The sequence below is a fragment of the Clostridium intestinale DSM 6191 genome (assembly GCF_900130055.1).
GTDB classification, from domain to species: Bacteria; Bacillota; Clostridia; order Clostridiales; family Clostridiaceae; genus Clostridium_T; species Clostridium_T intestinale.
Genome location: NZ_FQXU01000007.1, coordinates 266,955 through 280,715 on the forward strand (window position 1 = coordinate 266,955; position 13,761 = coordinate 280,715).

Consider the following 13,761-nt stretch of genomic DNA (forward strand, 5'->3'; position numbering starts at 1 on the left):
ATTTGAATTATTTTCATTTGATTAGTTTGTCTATTATAGCACTAAGCTTATGGTTAAGTTTAACCATAATTCCATGGATTATAATCCACCAAAATTAAGCTTCACCTGATAGAAAACATCTATATTATAAATGAATTTAACCTATTTTACAAATACTTTTCATAGAAATAGTTAACCTCCAGTAAAAAATACTGGAGGTTTTTGTAAAATAAGTATTTTTAAGCTTATTATTTTCTATTTTTTAGCATTACCCACACTGGACTTGCTATAAATATAGATGAATATGCCCCACATGCAATTCCTATAATTAATGGAACTGTAAACTCTCTAACAGATGGAACAAGTACATTAACTGCTGTTATAGTTATTAATGTAGTTAAAGATGTAATTATAGATCTAAAGTAAGTTTGAGTTATACTTACATTAGCTACTTCAGCATGAGAAACTCTACGCATCTTCTTCTGATTTTCTCTTATTCTATCAAATATAACTATAGTATCATTTATTGAGTATCCTATTATAGTTAATATAGCAACTATAAATGGTGTATTAAGCGGAATATTAAATATTGCATATACTGTAACGGTTATTACAATATCATGTAATAGTGCAACAATTGCTGCTACTCCAAAGTTAAATTCAAATCTTATAGCTATATATATAAGCATCGCAACCGCTGCAATTCCAAGCGAAATCAGAGCATTTCTAGTTAAATCAGCACTAACAGAAGCTCCAATCTCTTGTTGGTTTAATAGAGCATCATCTTTAAGTGAATACTTTTCTTTTAATTCTTTCATAAGTTCTGAAACCTTATTTGAATCAAACTCTTTAGCTTTAACTTCTAATTGAGTATCATTTAAAGTATTAGTAACTGCATCATCTGCATATTTTTTTACTATTTCATCAACTTCTATTTTATTAAATTCAGCTCCCATATCAATAGTTATTTTAGTTCCGCCTTGAAAATCAAGTCCGAGATTAAGGCCACCTCTATAAACCATAGCACCAATACCTATGGCTATAACTAAAATTGAAATACCAAACCACAATTTAGTTTTTTCTATTATCTTTAGCATGTCCTTACCCCCTTTTAACCCTGAAGCTCCAAAGTTTACTTAAAAGCCCCATCTTAGCAGCTAAATTCATAAGCGTTCTTGTTACAACTATTGCTGTAAACATTGATACTACAACCCCTATTAAAAGAGTAGTAGCAAATCCTTTAACTGCTCCGGTACCAACAAAGTACAATACTAACGCTGCAATTATTGTAGTTAAGTTTGAATCAACTATTGATGACATAGCATTATCAAAACCTTCTTTAACGGAACTTAAAGGTGATTTACCTTTTTTAATTTCTTCTCTTATTCTTTCAAATATAAGTACATTTGCATCAACTGCCATTCCTATAGTTAATAAGAAACCTGCAATTCCTGATAAAGTTAATGCTGCTTTAATAGATGCAAAAATAGTAAGTACTAATGTAGTATAAAGAAGTAATGCAATGGATGCTAAAGCTCCTGGAACTCTATATAAAACTATCATAAGTAAAAATATTAATCCTATTCCTATAATTCCAGCTTTCACTGCATTAGGAAGAGCTGTTGCACCAAGTTGAGCTCCAACAGTTTCAACTGAAGCTACTTTAACTGGTACTGGAAGTGCACCTGCATTTATTACTCCAGCTAAGTTCTTAGTTTCTTGCAAACTACTATTTCCTGTAATTGTAGCAACTCCGTTGCTTATAACACTGTTAACGGTAGGAGATGTTAATAAGTCATCATCCATATAGATAGAGATTTGTTGTCCTACATACTTTGCTGTTGCATCTGCAAACTTTTTAGTTCCTTCATCTGTTAATTCTAAACTAACAACTGGCTTACCTGTTTGCTGATCAACTTGAGAACTTGCTTTTTTAACATCTTGCCCTTTTAATATTACATCTTTAGCTTCATTTGGAGCCACAAATTTTAATTCCCCAGTTTTATTTAAACTATCAACTATTTCTTTTGAGTCAAACTTTCCTGGGATATCAATTCTGATTCTATTGTCACCTTCGGTATTTACTATAGTTTCAGAAACTCCAACTTTATTTACTCTTAAAGAAAGTAGTTCCTTGGTTTTGTCTAAATCATCCTTTGATACATTATCAGAGGTAATTTCCATAAGTACTGAAACTCCTCCTTGAAGATCAAGACCTTTAGTTATAGCTTTGTCGATATTTTTATATTCGTACCCAAATAGCTCAACTCCAAAAAAAGTTACATAGGTAAAAAGGAATATAAACCCACAGATTAATAAAAACAATATAGTGCTTTTGCCTTTTCCTTTTGTTCTCATTTTTATCCCCCTTGGTTATTTATTTTTTAATAGGAGAGTATCCTATTTAATCTACCATAGTTTGTGCTTTAAGTCCTATAGCGCATTCAATTCTCTTTTTCTGCATTTCACATCCTACTTCATAAGGAACATGAATGTCATTATTAAAGTTAAAGTTATTTGCTTGGCAACCTCCACTACAGTAGAATCTAGCCCAGCAGTCTTTACATTTAGGTTTATTGTATATATGAGCTTTTTTAAATGTTTTAGATAAGTCACTATCTATCTCCCCATCATTTATGTTTCCAAGCAAGAATTCCTTGTTACCAACAAACTGATGACATGGATATATTTCACCATCTGGAGTTATAGCTACATATTCAAAACCTGCTCCACAACCTGATATTCTCTTATAAACACATGGTCCACCATTTAAATCAATATTAAAGTGATAGAACTTGAAGGAATCTCCGTCTTTATGTCTTCTAAGCATTTCATTATATAAAGAATCGTATTGTTCAAAAATCTTTGGAAGATCTTCTTTCCTTAGTGCTAGTTCGTTATCCTCTGGTAAAACCACTGGTTCAACAGAGATTTCTCTAAAACCTTCATTAACTAAAGACATAACATCTTCATAAAAATCTGTGTTGTTTCTAGTGAAGGTTCCTCTAACATAATACTGTTTAGATTTATCTCTTTTATCAACCATTGATTTGATTTTAGGTAATATTCTGTCATAACTTCCTGAACCATCTCTTCTAATTCTTACTGCATCATTAACAGACTTTCTACCATCTATGGATAATATTATGTTTCCCATATTTTTATCCATATATTCCATTATTTCATCATTTAAAAGAGTTGCATTAGTAGTCATGGTAAATCTTATGTTTTTCTTGTGTATCTTTTCTTGTTCTCTAGCATAATCTACTATCTCTTTTATTGTATCAAAAACCATTAAAGGTTCTCCACCAAAAAGGTCAACTTCTATATTTCTTCTTGGACCAGACTTCTCTATAACAAAGTCTATAGCTCTTTTACCTGTTTCTGCACTCATAGGTTTTCTACAACCTTTGTATTCACCTTCTTCTGCAAAACAGTATTTGCATTTAAGGTTACAGTCATGTACTACATTTAAGCAAAGCGCTTTTATATAGTCCCTGTCTTCATCATTTTGGGCAATCTCTTCATAGTAATCTTTTGAATATAAAGCCTCTTCATTAACTAATTCAACTAAATCCTCATAGGCTTCATTGATTTCTTCTTCTGAATATACACCCTTATATCTTTCAACCACTTCATTAACTGGTGCTAATCTATCATTATCTATTAGTAAATCAAATATAAGCTTGTCAACTAAATGAATACTTCCTGAATTAACATCTATAACATAATAATTATCTTCAAGTTTAAACTTATGAATTAAACTCATTTTTTTCCTCCTAACTACAATTGTGGCAGTAACATAAGTTACTGCCACTTTCTCATACCTACACTTAAATTAGTTTTCACATGCTAAGTTAGCAACTGTACAAGATGTTTTACATGCTGATTGGCATGAGTTTGCACATTCCTTACAGCCTGGCTTACAAAGACTATTTTTTAGGCTTGACTTATTAATAGTTTTAATATGCTTCACGTCATACTCCTCCATTCTGATACAATTCCATTAAGATTATAGCATAGTTTTTTCTTAAGATAAAGAAGTTTATTCTTCAATTGGGTTTTAGAACCATGCTATATTGTTAATAGTTTTTAAACGCACTTAACTTTTCTATAGATTTATTCCAAGCATTCCTGAAAGCAGCCCTATAGCTACTGCGAAAATGAATCTGTAAAAGTCAAATAATCCAAGTGCCATAGATCCAGTTGCTATTGAAGATATGATTCCGATAAGAATATAATATAGAATTCCTACTAATAATCCTACTAACCATCCTTTAGAACCATTTCTTTTTGCTGAATAAATGGAACCAAACACTATACTTATACAAGTTACAACAACATATCCTACATATAGTGCTTTGGTTGAAAGATCCATAAAACTCATTATCATAGCTAATATCAACATCATAACTATGGTTGATATAAATGAGACAAACACCCCTTTCCCTGAATTTTTGATTAAATCAACTCCCAAAATTAAACACCCCCTTACATTCACTATAATTATATGAACATAAGGGGTGAAGTTATTACATATTACTCTCTTCTGTTAATAAAGATGATATTCCTTGTTTACTAAATGTAAGTCTAACATTGTCAGGCTCAACCTCTATTACTACATTATCCTTTTGTATAATCACTACTTTCCCTATTAACCCACTTCTAGTAATTATTCTGTCGTTAACTTTTAGTTCTGACAACATATTGTTGTAAGCTTTTTTTCTTTTCTTCTCAGGAATAATCAATACTCCATAAAATACTACAAGAATACCTACTAATATCAATATTTGTAATTGACCACCACTCATATTTCTTTACCCTTTCTTAAGCTCTTCCACCCCAAGCTTCAAGCTTTTCTCTCTTAAACTCATCAAAATAGTCTCCATCTATAGCTTTTCTTATATCTTCCATAAGTTTATTGTAGAAATACAGGTTATGTAATACACAAAGTCTCATAGCTAACATTTCTTTTGCCTTAAATAAATGTCTTATGTATGCTCTAGTGTAGTTCTTACAAGTTGGGCATTCACAGCCTTCATCTATAGGAGCTGAATCTAACTCAAACTTAGCATTCATTAAGTTTATCTTTCCACTCTTTGTAAATACATGACCATGTCTTCCGTTTCTAGCAGGAAGTACGCAGTCAAAGAAATCTACTCCTCTTTCAACTGCTTCTAATATATTACTTGGGAGACCTACTCCCATTAAATATATAGGTTTATCTTCTGGAAGATGAGGAACTACTGCATCTATTACTCTATACATCTCTTCATGAGTTTCTCCAACTGCTAAACCTCCTATAGCATATCCATCTAAGTCCATCTTCGCTATAGTTTTAGCATGTTCTTCTCTTATATCATCATAAACTCCACCTTGATTTATTCCAAAAAGCATTTGCTCTTTATTTATAGTATCAGGTAGTGAGTTTAATCTATCCATTTCAACCTTACATCTTTCAAGCCATCTTGTAGTTCTAGCTACAGACTTTTCTACATACTCTCTAGTTGATGGATTAGATACACATTCATCAAAAGCCATAGCTATAGTTGAAGCTAAGTTGCTTTGAATCTGCATGCTTTCTTCTGGTCCCATGAAAATCTTCTTTCCATCTATGTGAGAGTTAAAGTAAACTCCCTCTTCTTTTATCTTTCTCATAGCTGAAAGTGAAAACACTTGGAATCCACCTGAGTCTGTAAGTATAGGTCTATCCCAGTTCATAAACTTGTGAAGTCCACCTAAGTTACTAACAACTTTATCACTTGGTCTTAAGTGTAAGTGATATGTATTAGATAACTCAACTTGACAACCTATTTCCTTTAAATCCATAGATGAAACTCCGCCTTTTATAGCTGCTAAAGTTCCAACATTCATAAAAACTGGAGTTTCTATAGTTCCATGAGGAGTTTCAAATCTTCCTCTTCTTGCTTTTCCGTTTTTCTTTAATAGAGTATATTTTTTAGACACGGCATGTTCTCCTTCTATACTACTTACTATCCTTAAATGAATTTAATGAAGCATTCCTTCGGAATCTTCTACAGGATAGAAGTGTGTATTCTCCTAACTATTAGTATTTAATTTATAAACTAGTTTCTTCAACTTTAACTAAGTTTAGCAATCTTTGATAGACTTTTGCAGACTTTAATAATCTTTAACTATCTTTGTCAAACTTTAATGATATTTTACTGACTTTGCAAAGTTAACTGAATAAGTTTAATGAAGTTCGTACCTCATTGTCAACTCTCAACCATCAACACTAAACTATTTAATAAACATAGCATCTCCAAAGGAGAAAAATCTATATTTCTCTTCTACTGCTGTTTTATAAGCTTTCATTACATTATCCTGACCAGCTAAAGTTGAAACTAACATGATCAAAGTTGATTCTGGTAAGTGGAAGTTAGTTATCAAGTTGTCAACTACTTTAAACCTATAACCTGGGTAGATGAATATGTTAGTCCAACCTGAAGCTTCTTTAACTTCTCCATTCTCATCTCCTACAGTTTCTAAAGTTCTTGTTGAAGTTGTTCCAACTGAAATAACTTTGTTTCCTCTCTTTTTAGTTTCGTTTATTACCTTAGCAGTTTCTTCTGATAATACATAAAACTCTGAATGCATATCATGTTCTTCTATATTTTCAACTTTAACAGGCCTAAAAGTTCCAAGACCTACATGTAAAGTTAGATAAACTACATTTACACCCTTAGCTTTTATTTTCTCTAAAAGCTCCTCTGTAAAATGAAGACCAGCAGTTGGAGCTGCTGCAGAGCCTTTCTCCTTTGAATATACAGTTTGATATCTTTCTTTATCCTCTAAAGCTTCATGTATATATGGAGGAAGAGGCATCTCTCCTAAATCATCTAATACATTTTCAAAAAGTCCTTCATAATAAAACTTAACTATTCTATTACCATTATCTAAAACTTCTTTAACTTCAGCTGTAAGTTTACCGCTTCCAAAAGTAAATCTAGCTTTAGGTTTAGCTTTTTTGCCTGGTTTAGATAGACATTCCCATAAATCTTCTCCAACTTTTTTAAGAAGTAGAAACTCTATCCTTCCACCTGTACCTTCTTTTTCTCCAATAAGTCTTGCAGGTAGTACTCTTGTGTTATTTAGAACCAAGGTATCTCCTTTATTAAAATACTCTATTACATCATAAAAATGTTTATGAGAAACTTCACCTGTTTCTCTATCTAACACCATAAGTCTTGAACTTGTTCTATCCTCTAAGGGATGTTGAGCTATAAGTTCCTCTGGCAAATCAAAGTAAAAATCTTCAACTTTCATATCTAGCACCTTCTCTAATCAAATAATGTAGTTTGACTTTCATCCTTATTTTCAATCTTAATTCTTCCCAAATGTTTATAAGCCTTCTTAGTTGCCATTCTTCCTCTAGGCGTTCTTATAATGAACCCTCTTTGAAGAAGATAAGGTTCATAAACATCCTCTATTGTACCAAGTTCTTCTCCAACAAAATAAGAAAGAGTTTCTATACCAACTGGCCCTCCGTTGAAGTTATCTATAATTGCTTCAAGTATCTTATTGTCAACTCTATCGAAACCTTCTTCATCAACTTCTAAAAGTTCTAAAGACTCTTTTGCATCTTTAATGTCTATAAAGTCATGTTCTTTAACTTCTGAGTAATCCCTAACTCTCTTTAGAAGTCTGTTAGCTATTCTTGGAGTTCCTCTTGATCTTCTTGCAACTTCATAAGCACCTTCAGGTGTAATACTACAACCTAAGATATCTGCACTTCTTACTATGATTTCTCTAAGTTCTTCATTTGTGTAGTACTCCATAGATGAAAGAATTCCAAATCTATCTCTTAAAGGAGCAGTAAGCATACCAACTCTAGTTGTTGCACCTATTAAAGTAAACTTAGGCAACTCAAGTCTTATAGACTTTGCAGATGCACCTTTTCCTATAATGATATCTAAGGCATAATCTTCCATAGCAGGATAAAGTATTTCCTCAACACTTCTGTTCAGTCTATGTATTTCATCAATAAACAAAACATCAAATTCATTTAAAGAAGTCAAAATAGCAGCTAAATCTCCTGCTCTTTCTATCGCAGGTCCAGAAGTAACCTTTAAATCTCCACCCATCTCCTTAGCTATAATATTAGCCAAAGTTGTCTTTCCTAAACCTGGAGGCCCATATAAAAGTACATGGTCTAAAGCTTCTCTTCTTTTTTTAGTTGCCTTTATAAAAATATTAAGTTTTTCCTTTACCTTCTGTTGTCCTATATACTCGCTGATTTTCTGAGGTCTTAAACTTAATTCACCTTGGGAATCTTCTAGAATTTCTTCGCCTGTAGTCATTCTATCATCCATTTCCCCACCCCTATCTCATAAGCATTTTTAAACACTCTTTTATTATATCTTCAACTGATTTATCAACATCAGCATTAGAAAGAGCCTTCTGAGCTTCTTTCTCTGTATATCCTAAAGCCATTAAAGCACTTAAAGCTTCATTAATATTGTTAGCGTAAATATTATTCATATCAATATCAATTGAAGCATCTTTATTATCTAAAAGCTCATCTGCTTTAAACTTATCCTTAAGCTCTAATATAATTCTCTGAGCAGTCTTTTTACCTATTCCAGGTGCTCTTACTACATGTTTTTCATCGCCTATCATTATAGCATACTTAAGATTATCAACTGTACTTATAGATAAAAGCGATAAAGCAGCCTTAGCTCCAACTCCATTAATAGTTAAAAGTATATTAAACATATCAAGTTCTTCTCTAGACAAAAATCCATATAAACCTATAAAGTCTTCCCTAACTATCTGTTGAATATAAATAGTTACTTCTTCATCAAGCTTTGGAAGTTTAGCTAAAGTAGAGCCAGACGTGAAAATTTTATATCCAATTCCATTATTCTCGACTACTATATAATCCTTATTTATCCCTTTATGTAAACCTCTAATATATTCGTACATATTCTCACCTCAACCTTTAAAAACCTACATAATACTTTAGCATTTATGGAGTATTTTATCAATAAGAATGCGAAAATTTGTTTGGAGGGTAGAAATGAGAAATCACCTATAACTATTATCATAGGTGATTTCTCTAGATTAAATTATACTTTAATCATTTAATATAAGTTCTGATTTAAATACTATTACAGCATTTCCAGATATTTTTACTTCTTTAGGTTCCTCATCTTCTATACTAACCTCAACCTCTATAATACCTGGTCTTTTCATAGCTTCTCCTTGCTTTGCTTTAAATTTAAAGGAAGAGTTATCGTGTTTAATAAGGTTATGATGGACTAAATATGCACCTAAAGGCCCATTTGCATTACCTGTGACGGGATCTTCATTAATTCCTATACTAGGTGCAAACATTCTTCCATGAACTAAAATATCACTGTCCTCTGAATCAACTGTGAAAACATAATATCCATTGCAATTTATAATACTACTTAACCTAGATAGCCCAGAATAGTCTGGATTTAAGTTATTTAATACAATCTTATTTTTAATCCCAATCATGACTTTAGAGTGCCCCGTAGATACTATTTGGATTTTATAATCTTCAAGTAAATCATCCGCTTTTATATGTAAGGCTTCTAGAAGACTTTCTTTGTTTTTATCTTCAATAATATCGCCAAATTCAATCTCTCCTTGAGTCATGACAATTCTATAATCTTCATCTTCCCTTATTATATCAACAGGTAAAATTCCAGCTCCAGTTTTGTGGTATATTCTCGTGCTATCTAAATTATTTTCAACTGCTCTTACATAGTGAGCTGCAATAGTTGCATGTCCACAGATTGGAACTTCATTTTTAGGAGTAAAAAAACGTACATGTACATCATACTCATCGTTATTTTTTGAAAATATAAATGCAGTTTCTGAATTATTTAGCTCTCTAGCAATTTTTTGCATCTCATCATCTTTTAATCCATCTGCATTAGTTATAACACCTGCTGGATTTCCAGAAAGCTTTTCTTTAGTAAATGAGTCAACTTGATATAAACTATATTTTCTCATCTTTTTCCTCCATAATATATTACTTTAATCTTTTTATTAAATATTTTTCCTCATTTTCTCTGTTCATCATTCTAATATTATATCACATTACATATTTGTATTAATATATACCCTACTCATTCATCATCAACTTCTCACAACATTCAATCATAATCTTTACAGAATTATTTAATGATTTGAATCCACCTTTGGTCCATGATACACTTTCACTTGTAGAAATAATATTTTGAAGATTAATCGGAACAGAGAGGTAATAATTTTATGAATACTTTTATTAAAAAATATGAATATAACTACATAAAGAGATGTTTAAAAGATTTAAAGAATTCTTTTAAAGGTTGTGTGGATAATGATATAATTGCTGCTAGTAAAATTTATATACAAGATAAGATATTTAGCGTATTTTCATCATTGTCTGAAGATGAGAAGGCACTTTTAGATATTACAAACTTAACTAAATCTACTGAAGTTGACGAGTACCTAGTTAAATTAGAAGAGTATGTTTATGGAATGCAAAAAATTACAGATGCTCAGTTAAAGAAACTATTTAAGAAAGAGAAAAAACTTAAACTTCCAAATCAAGAGGATCAAGATTCAAAAAATGTTTATTTAGGTTGGGTTGATGAGTCAGTTAGAAAGTTGTTTATAGCTTATAAGTTAAATGATAATCTTGTTGGTATGTCTTGTAGAATATCAAATCCAGATCCAAATTCACATATATGTGTGCTTTGTAATAGAATTGGTAAAGAAAGCGAAGTAGCTTTTGTATCCCCTATATGCAAAACCTCAAACTCTTTTGATGGAGCCTATAAATCTATAGGTTTTGATATTTGTTTGGATAGCAGTAAATGTAATGATAGAATAGAATCATTAGAAAAGCTTGAGAAAATATTAAAAGAAGTTAATGATATAAAATAATATTTTTACACTAAAGGACTTACCATTTAAGGGTAAGTCCTTTAAATTTAAAATCATTGAATTTTATTGTTAAGTATATCCTCTAGATTTAAAACAATACTTTTTAAACTTACACCATTATTTTCATTATAAATAAAAAACTTAAGTTCAATTATATTACCAGTATTTCGAGCTTTATTAAAGTCTTCCTGAGTTATATCAAAATATTCATAGATAGGTGACTTTAGATATTTTGTACTTCTTTTTGAATGAAAGGAATATTGATTATTTTTTAATGTAGATTTTAAATACATTCTAAAAGTTTCCTTATCAATTTCCCCTTTATCATAATTATTAAGTATTGATATAAGTTCTGCTGTAGCCATATATCCACTGACTAAATCATATCTAAAGTCCTTATTATGATCTCCTTTAGTATTTTTATCTCCCACTAAATTATTTCTAGCAAATCTAAGCCAAGTCTCAGATGCTCCACGAAAACGCCTATACCTTATTTTTGTATCTTTAAAAATTTTATTGTCAAGATTAAAAGTTGTCACAACTGCTTTAATCTCAGGATTATACTCCTTACCCATATGACTTATAGCTATCCTTTTAGCCCATATTATTGCTTGTTCTTTAATGTTTGTGGTATAAAATCCAGTACCAAAGTCAGCAGAAGTTCTACTTTTTTTGTAATCAACTGTAGTTACTGCTATATCAGAACCATGATACAAGTACATATAACTCCTCCATAATTTTTTCTTCATAATATATTTATCCATTAATTATAGTATTTTAGAAAATTGAAAATGTTAATGTACTTATTCATTTAAAGTTTATAGCTTTCTTTAAGGCCTGCTCTTCTTATTTCATCTAATTCCTTAGCATTAAAAACTCCATTATTGTAAAGATTTAAAAACTCTTCAGAAACACTTTGATTAAATATCAACATATCATCTGTATTTATAGTTACTTTAACTCCATAATCATATAACTTTCTTATAGGATGTACTTTATAATTTTTAACTCTACTTAGTAAAACATTACTTGTTGGACATATATTTAGTTGAACTTTGTTATCTCTTAACCAGTTCATACAACTTTCAGAACTAGATGCGCCTATTCCATGTTGAACTTCATCAAGTTCTAGTTCTTCTACAACTTTTCTAACTAGTTCTGCACCTCCAAACTCACCAACATGGGCCTTCAGAATCAATCTCTTCTCTTTTGCTTTCTTGTATACTTTTTTAAATGTAGTCATGTGAACTTCACTACCATAGATATCAATCGCACTAAAATACTCTTGTTCCAAGAAAACATCAAGTAGTTGGTACGCAATATCAACTGGAGTAATTGTCTTAAAGCCTATCTCAGGTATGAATATGATATCTGGAGCAAACTTATTGTGAATTCTTTTTAATGCAGCTATGCAACTATGGACATCATATCTATAATAAATGATTGCATCTGAACTGATACTCATACTAAGTATCTTAATTCCATCATATTTAGCTTGAACAAAAGCAGCTTCTATTAACCTTTCATATCCTGATGTACCTATAAAAATAGGATTAATATTCTCATTGACCCATTTTTGCATATCATGGAGATTTTTAAAGCTAGATGTAGCTCTTGGTATATATCTGCCAATAGATGCCTCAAGATAATTTACATTTCCTCCTCTTGCACTATGATTGTGCAAATCACTTTTAGATATCTTTCTAAGTTCTTCTAAATCATTATTTTCTAAAGCTTTAATAAAGTTTTCGTCCATACTATCCCCTTAAAGAATATGTTATTATATCAATATTAAATACACCGCTAATTTATTATTATATACACCTTTATTTCTTTTCTTGGTCTTTTAAGAACTCTTCAATTTCTTTATAGTACTGCTTATCAGCAAGCTCCTTTGGCGCAAAAAGTCCTACAAAGAAAGTTTTTATCTTTGAATCTACTAGGGATTCTTTAAGCATAAAGTGATCTGTTGTTGGTATTAAGGTTACATTAAGAAGTTTTGATGGAACTTCTTTTTCATAAATCTCTTTAGTATTTGTACTATCAACATTTATATCCTTTCCGCCAAGAAACAACTTTACATGGCTATAAAAGCTTCTAATATCTTCTGTTGAATCTGATTTATAATTCTTTTTAATAAAACTCCATCTATCTTCTGACACATCTTCTTTTGTTCCTACTTCCATTACATACTCTTTATAACTTACATCTCTTTTTAAAAGTTCAACTTCCTTCTTAAATTCACTCTCTTTATTTTTTATCTCATCTTTAGTTGCACCTTTTTTCTCTAGTTCTTTTAAAGTATTATATCTCCCTTGATCTATCCAATTAATAGCTGGAGCTACTACTATATTAAATGCAATATCTTTATTTATTTGAGTTATTTTTGGAATAACCCACCCCGCTTGACTTGCTCCCCATAAACCTATTCTGTCTTTATCTATTTCAGGTAAAGTTTTTGCCCATTTTATAACTTCATTAGCCTCCTTGGCCCTATCATCCATTGTCTGTGAAAGCCAATTCCCCTCTGATCCACCTATTCCAGGCTTACTCCAAGATAATGAAGCATATCCTTGTTTCGCTAACTTTTCCCACAATGGTTTATATTGATCATTATAAGAAGCATCAGCCGGTCCATCACCATGAATGAATACAACTAGTCCCACATTATCTCTATCTTCTTTAGGTAATGTTAGATTGCCCTTTAATAACCCTTTCGATGTTTGAATATCAACAGTAGTAACCTTCATATCATAAGTGTTTTGATGAAGTATTATCAAAATACATAAAAGAACTAAAATACTTATACCTATAATTAATCTTATAACTTTTTTCTTCATTCCTATCCTCCATTACTTT

Annotated in this window: 15 protein-coding genes; 1 reads left to right on the plus strand and 14 read right to left on the minus strand. The window is 30.9% G+C overall.

The genetic code is table 11. The annotated features are described in order from the left end of the window. Window positions 1-227: 227 nt before the first annotated feature. From secF to BUA92_RS12295, 11 genes are all read right to left on the minus strand, one after another. Window positions 228-1,076, minus strand: a complete 849-nt coding sequence (gene secF, locus BUA92_RS12245) for a protein translocase subunit SecF (RefSeq protein ID WP_073019933.1) — start codon at window positions 1,074-1,076, stop codon at window positions 228-230. A gap of 4 nt (window positions 1,077-1,080) precedes the next feature. Next, window positions 1,081-2,337, minus strand: coding sequence for a protein translocase subunit SecD (gene secD / locus BUA92_RS12250; protein ID WP_073019935.1), 1,257 nt, complete (start codon window positions 2,335-2,337; stop codon window positions 1,081-1,083). Window positions 2,338-2,383: 46 nt separating this feature from the next. Continuing rightward, entirely contained in the window at window positions 2,384-3,748 is a 1,365-nt protein-coding gene (gene scfB, locus BUA92_RS12255; protein WP_073019937.1) for a thioether cross-link-forming SCIFF peptide maturase, read from the minus strand. A 69-nt stretch (window positions 3,749-3,817) separates the two neighbouring features. Beyond that, on the minus strand, window positions 3,818-3,955 hold the full coding sequence (gene scfA / locus BUA92_RS12260) for a six-cysteine ranthipeptide SCIFF (protein ID WP_021801337.1): 138 nt from the start codon (window positions 3,953-3,955) through the stop codon (window positions 3,818-3,820). Between the two features lie 135 nt (window positions 3,956-4,090). Continuing rightward, window positions 4,091-4,456 carry a TIGR04086 family membrane protein gene (locus BUA92_RS12265; protein WP_021801336.1) on the minus strand — a complete coding sequence of 122 codons (366 nt, stop codon included), beginning with the start codon at window positions 4,454-4,456 and terminating at the stop codon, window positions 4,091-4,093. Between the two features lie 55 nt (window positions 4,457-4,511). Next, entirely contained in the window at window positions 4,512-4,790 is a 279-nt protein-coding gene (gene yajC, locus BUA92_RS12270; protein ID WP_073019939.1) for a preprotein translocase subunit YajC, read from the minus strand. 16 nt (window positions 4,791-4,806) lie between these two features. After that, a complete protein-coding gene (gene tgt / locus BUA92_RS12275; protein ID WP_073019941.1) occupies window positions 4,807-5,946 on the minus strand; it encodes a tRNA guanosine(34) transglycosylase Tgt in 1,140 nt (379 codons plus the stop codon). Between the two features lie 294 nt (window positions 5,947-6,240). Beyond that, complete coding sequence (queA, locus tag BUA92_RS12280; RefSeq protein ID WP_073019944.1) at window positions 6,241-7,266, minus strand: tRNA preQ1(34) S-adenosylmethionine ribosyltransferase-isomerase QueA; 1,026 nt, start codon at window positions 7,264-7,266, stop codon at window positions 6,241-6,243. A gap of 14 nt (window positions 7,267-7,280) precedes the next feature. Then, on the minus strand, window positions 7,281-8,312 hold the full coding sequence (ruvB, locus tag BUA92_RS12285) for a Holliday junction branch migration DNA helicase RuvB (RefSeq protein WP_073019946.1): 1,032 nt from the start codon (window positions 8,310-8,312) through the stop codon (window positions 7,281-7,283). Window positions 8,313-8,322: 10 nt separating this feature from the next. Then, entirely contained in the window at window positions 8,323-8,925 is a 603-nt protein-coding gene (gene ruvA, locus BUA92_RS12290; protein WP_073019948.1) for a Holliday junction branch migration protein RuvA, read from the minus strand. A gap of 150 nt (window positions 8,926-9,075) precedes the next feature. Next, entirely contained in the window at window positions 9,076-9,984 is a 909-nt protein-coding gene (locus BUA92_RS12295) for a PhzF family isomerase (RefSeq protein WP_073019950.1), read from the minus strand. A 261-nt stretch (window positions 9,985-10,245) separates the two neighbouring features. Between BUA92_RS12295 and BUA92_RS12300 the strand changes: the two genes are divergently transcribed. Then, complete coding sequence (locus BUA92_RS12300; RefSeq protein ID WP_073019952.1) at window positions 10,246-10,902, plus strand: FBP domain-containing protein; 657 nt, start codon at window positions 10,246-10,248, stop codon at window positions 10,900-10,902. Window positions 10,903-10,955: 53 nt separating this feature from the next. Here the strand turns inward: BUA92_RS12300 and BUA92_RS12305 are convergent, their stop codons facing one another. The 3 genes from BUA92_RS12305 to BUA92_RS12315 all read right to left on the minus strand — a co-directional run bounded on the left by BUA92_RS12305 (window position 10,956) and on the right by BUA92_RS12315 (window position 13,742). Then, window positions 10,956-11,624, minus strand: a complete 669-nt coding sequence (locus BUA92_RS12305; protein ID WP_073019954.1) for a DUF3990 domain-containing protein — start codon at window positions 11,622-11,624, stop codon at window positions 10,956-10,958. An 89-nt stretch (window positions 11,625-11,713) separates the two neighbouring features. Next, a complete protein-coding gene (locus BUA92_RS12310) occupies window positions 11,714-12,658 on the minus strand; it encodes an amidohydrolase family protein (RefSeq protein WP_073019956.1) in 945 nt (314 codons plus the stop codon). A 70-nt stretch (window positions 12,659-12,728) separates the two neighbouring features. Then, window positions 12,729-13,742 carry an alpha/beta hydrolase family protein gene (locus BUA92_RS12315; protein ID WP_073019959.1) on the minus strand — a complete coding sequence of 338 codons (1,014 nt, stop codon included), beginning with the start codon at window positions 13,740-13,742 and terminating at the stop codon, window positions 12,729-12,731. Window positions 13,743-13,761: the final 19 nt, after the last annotated feature.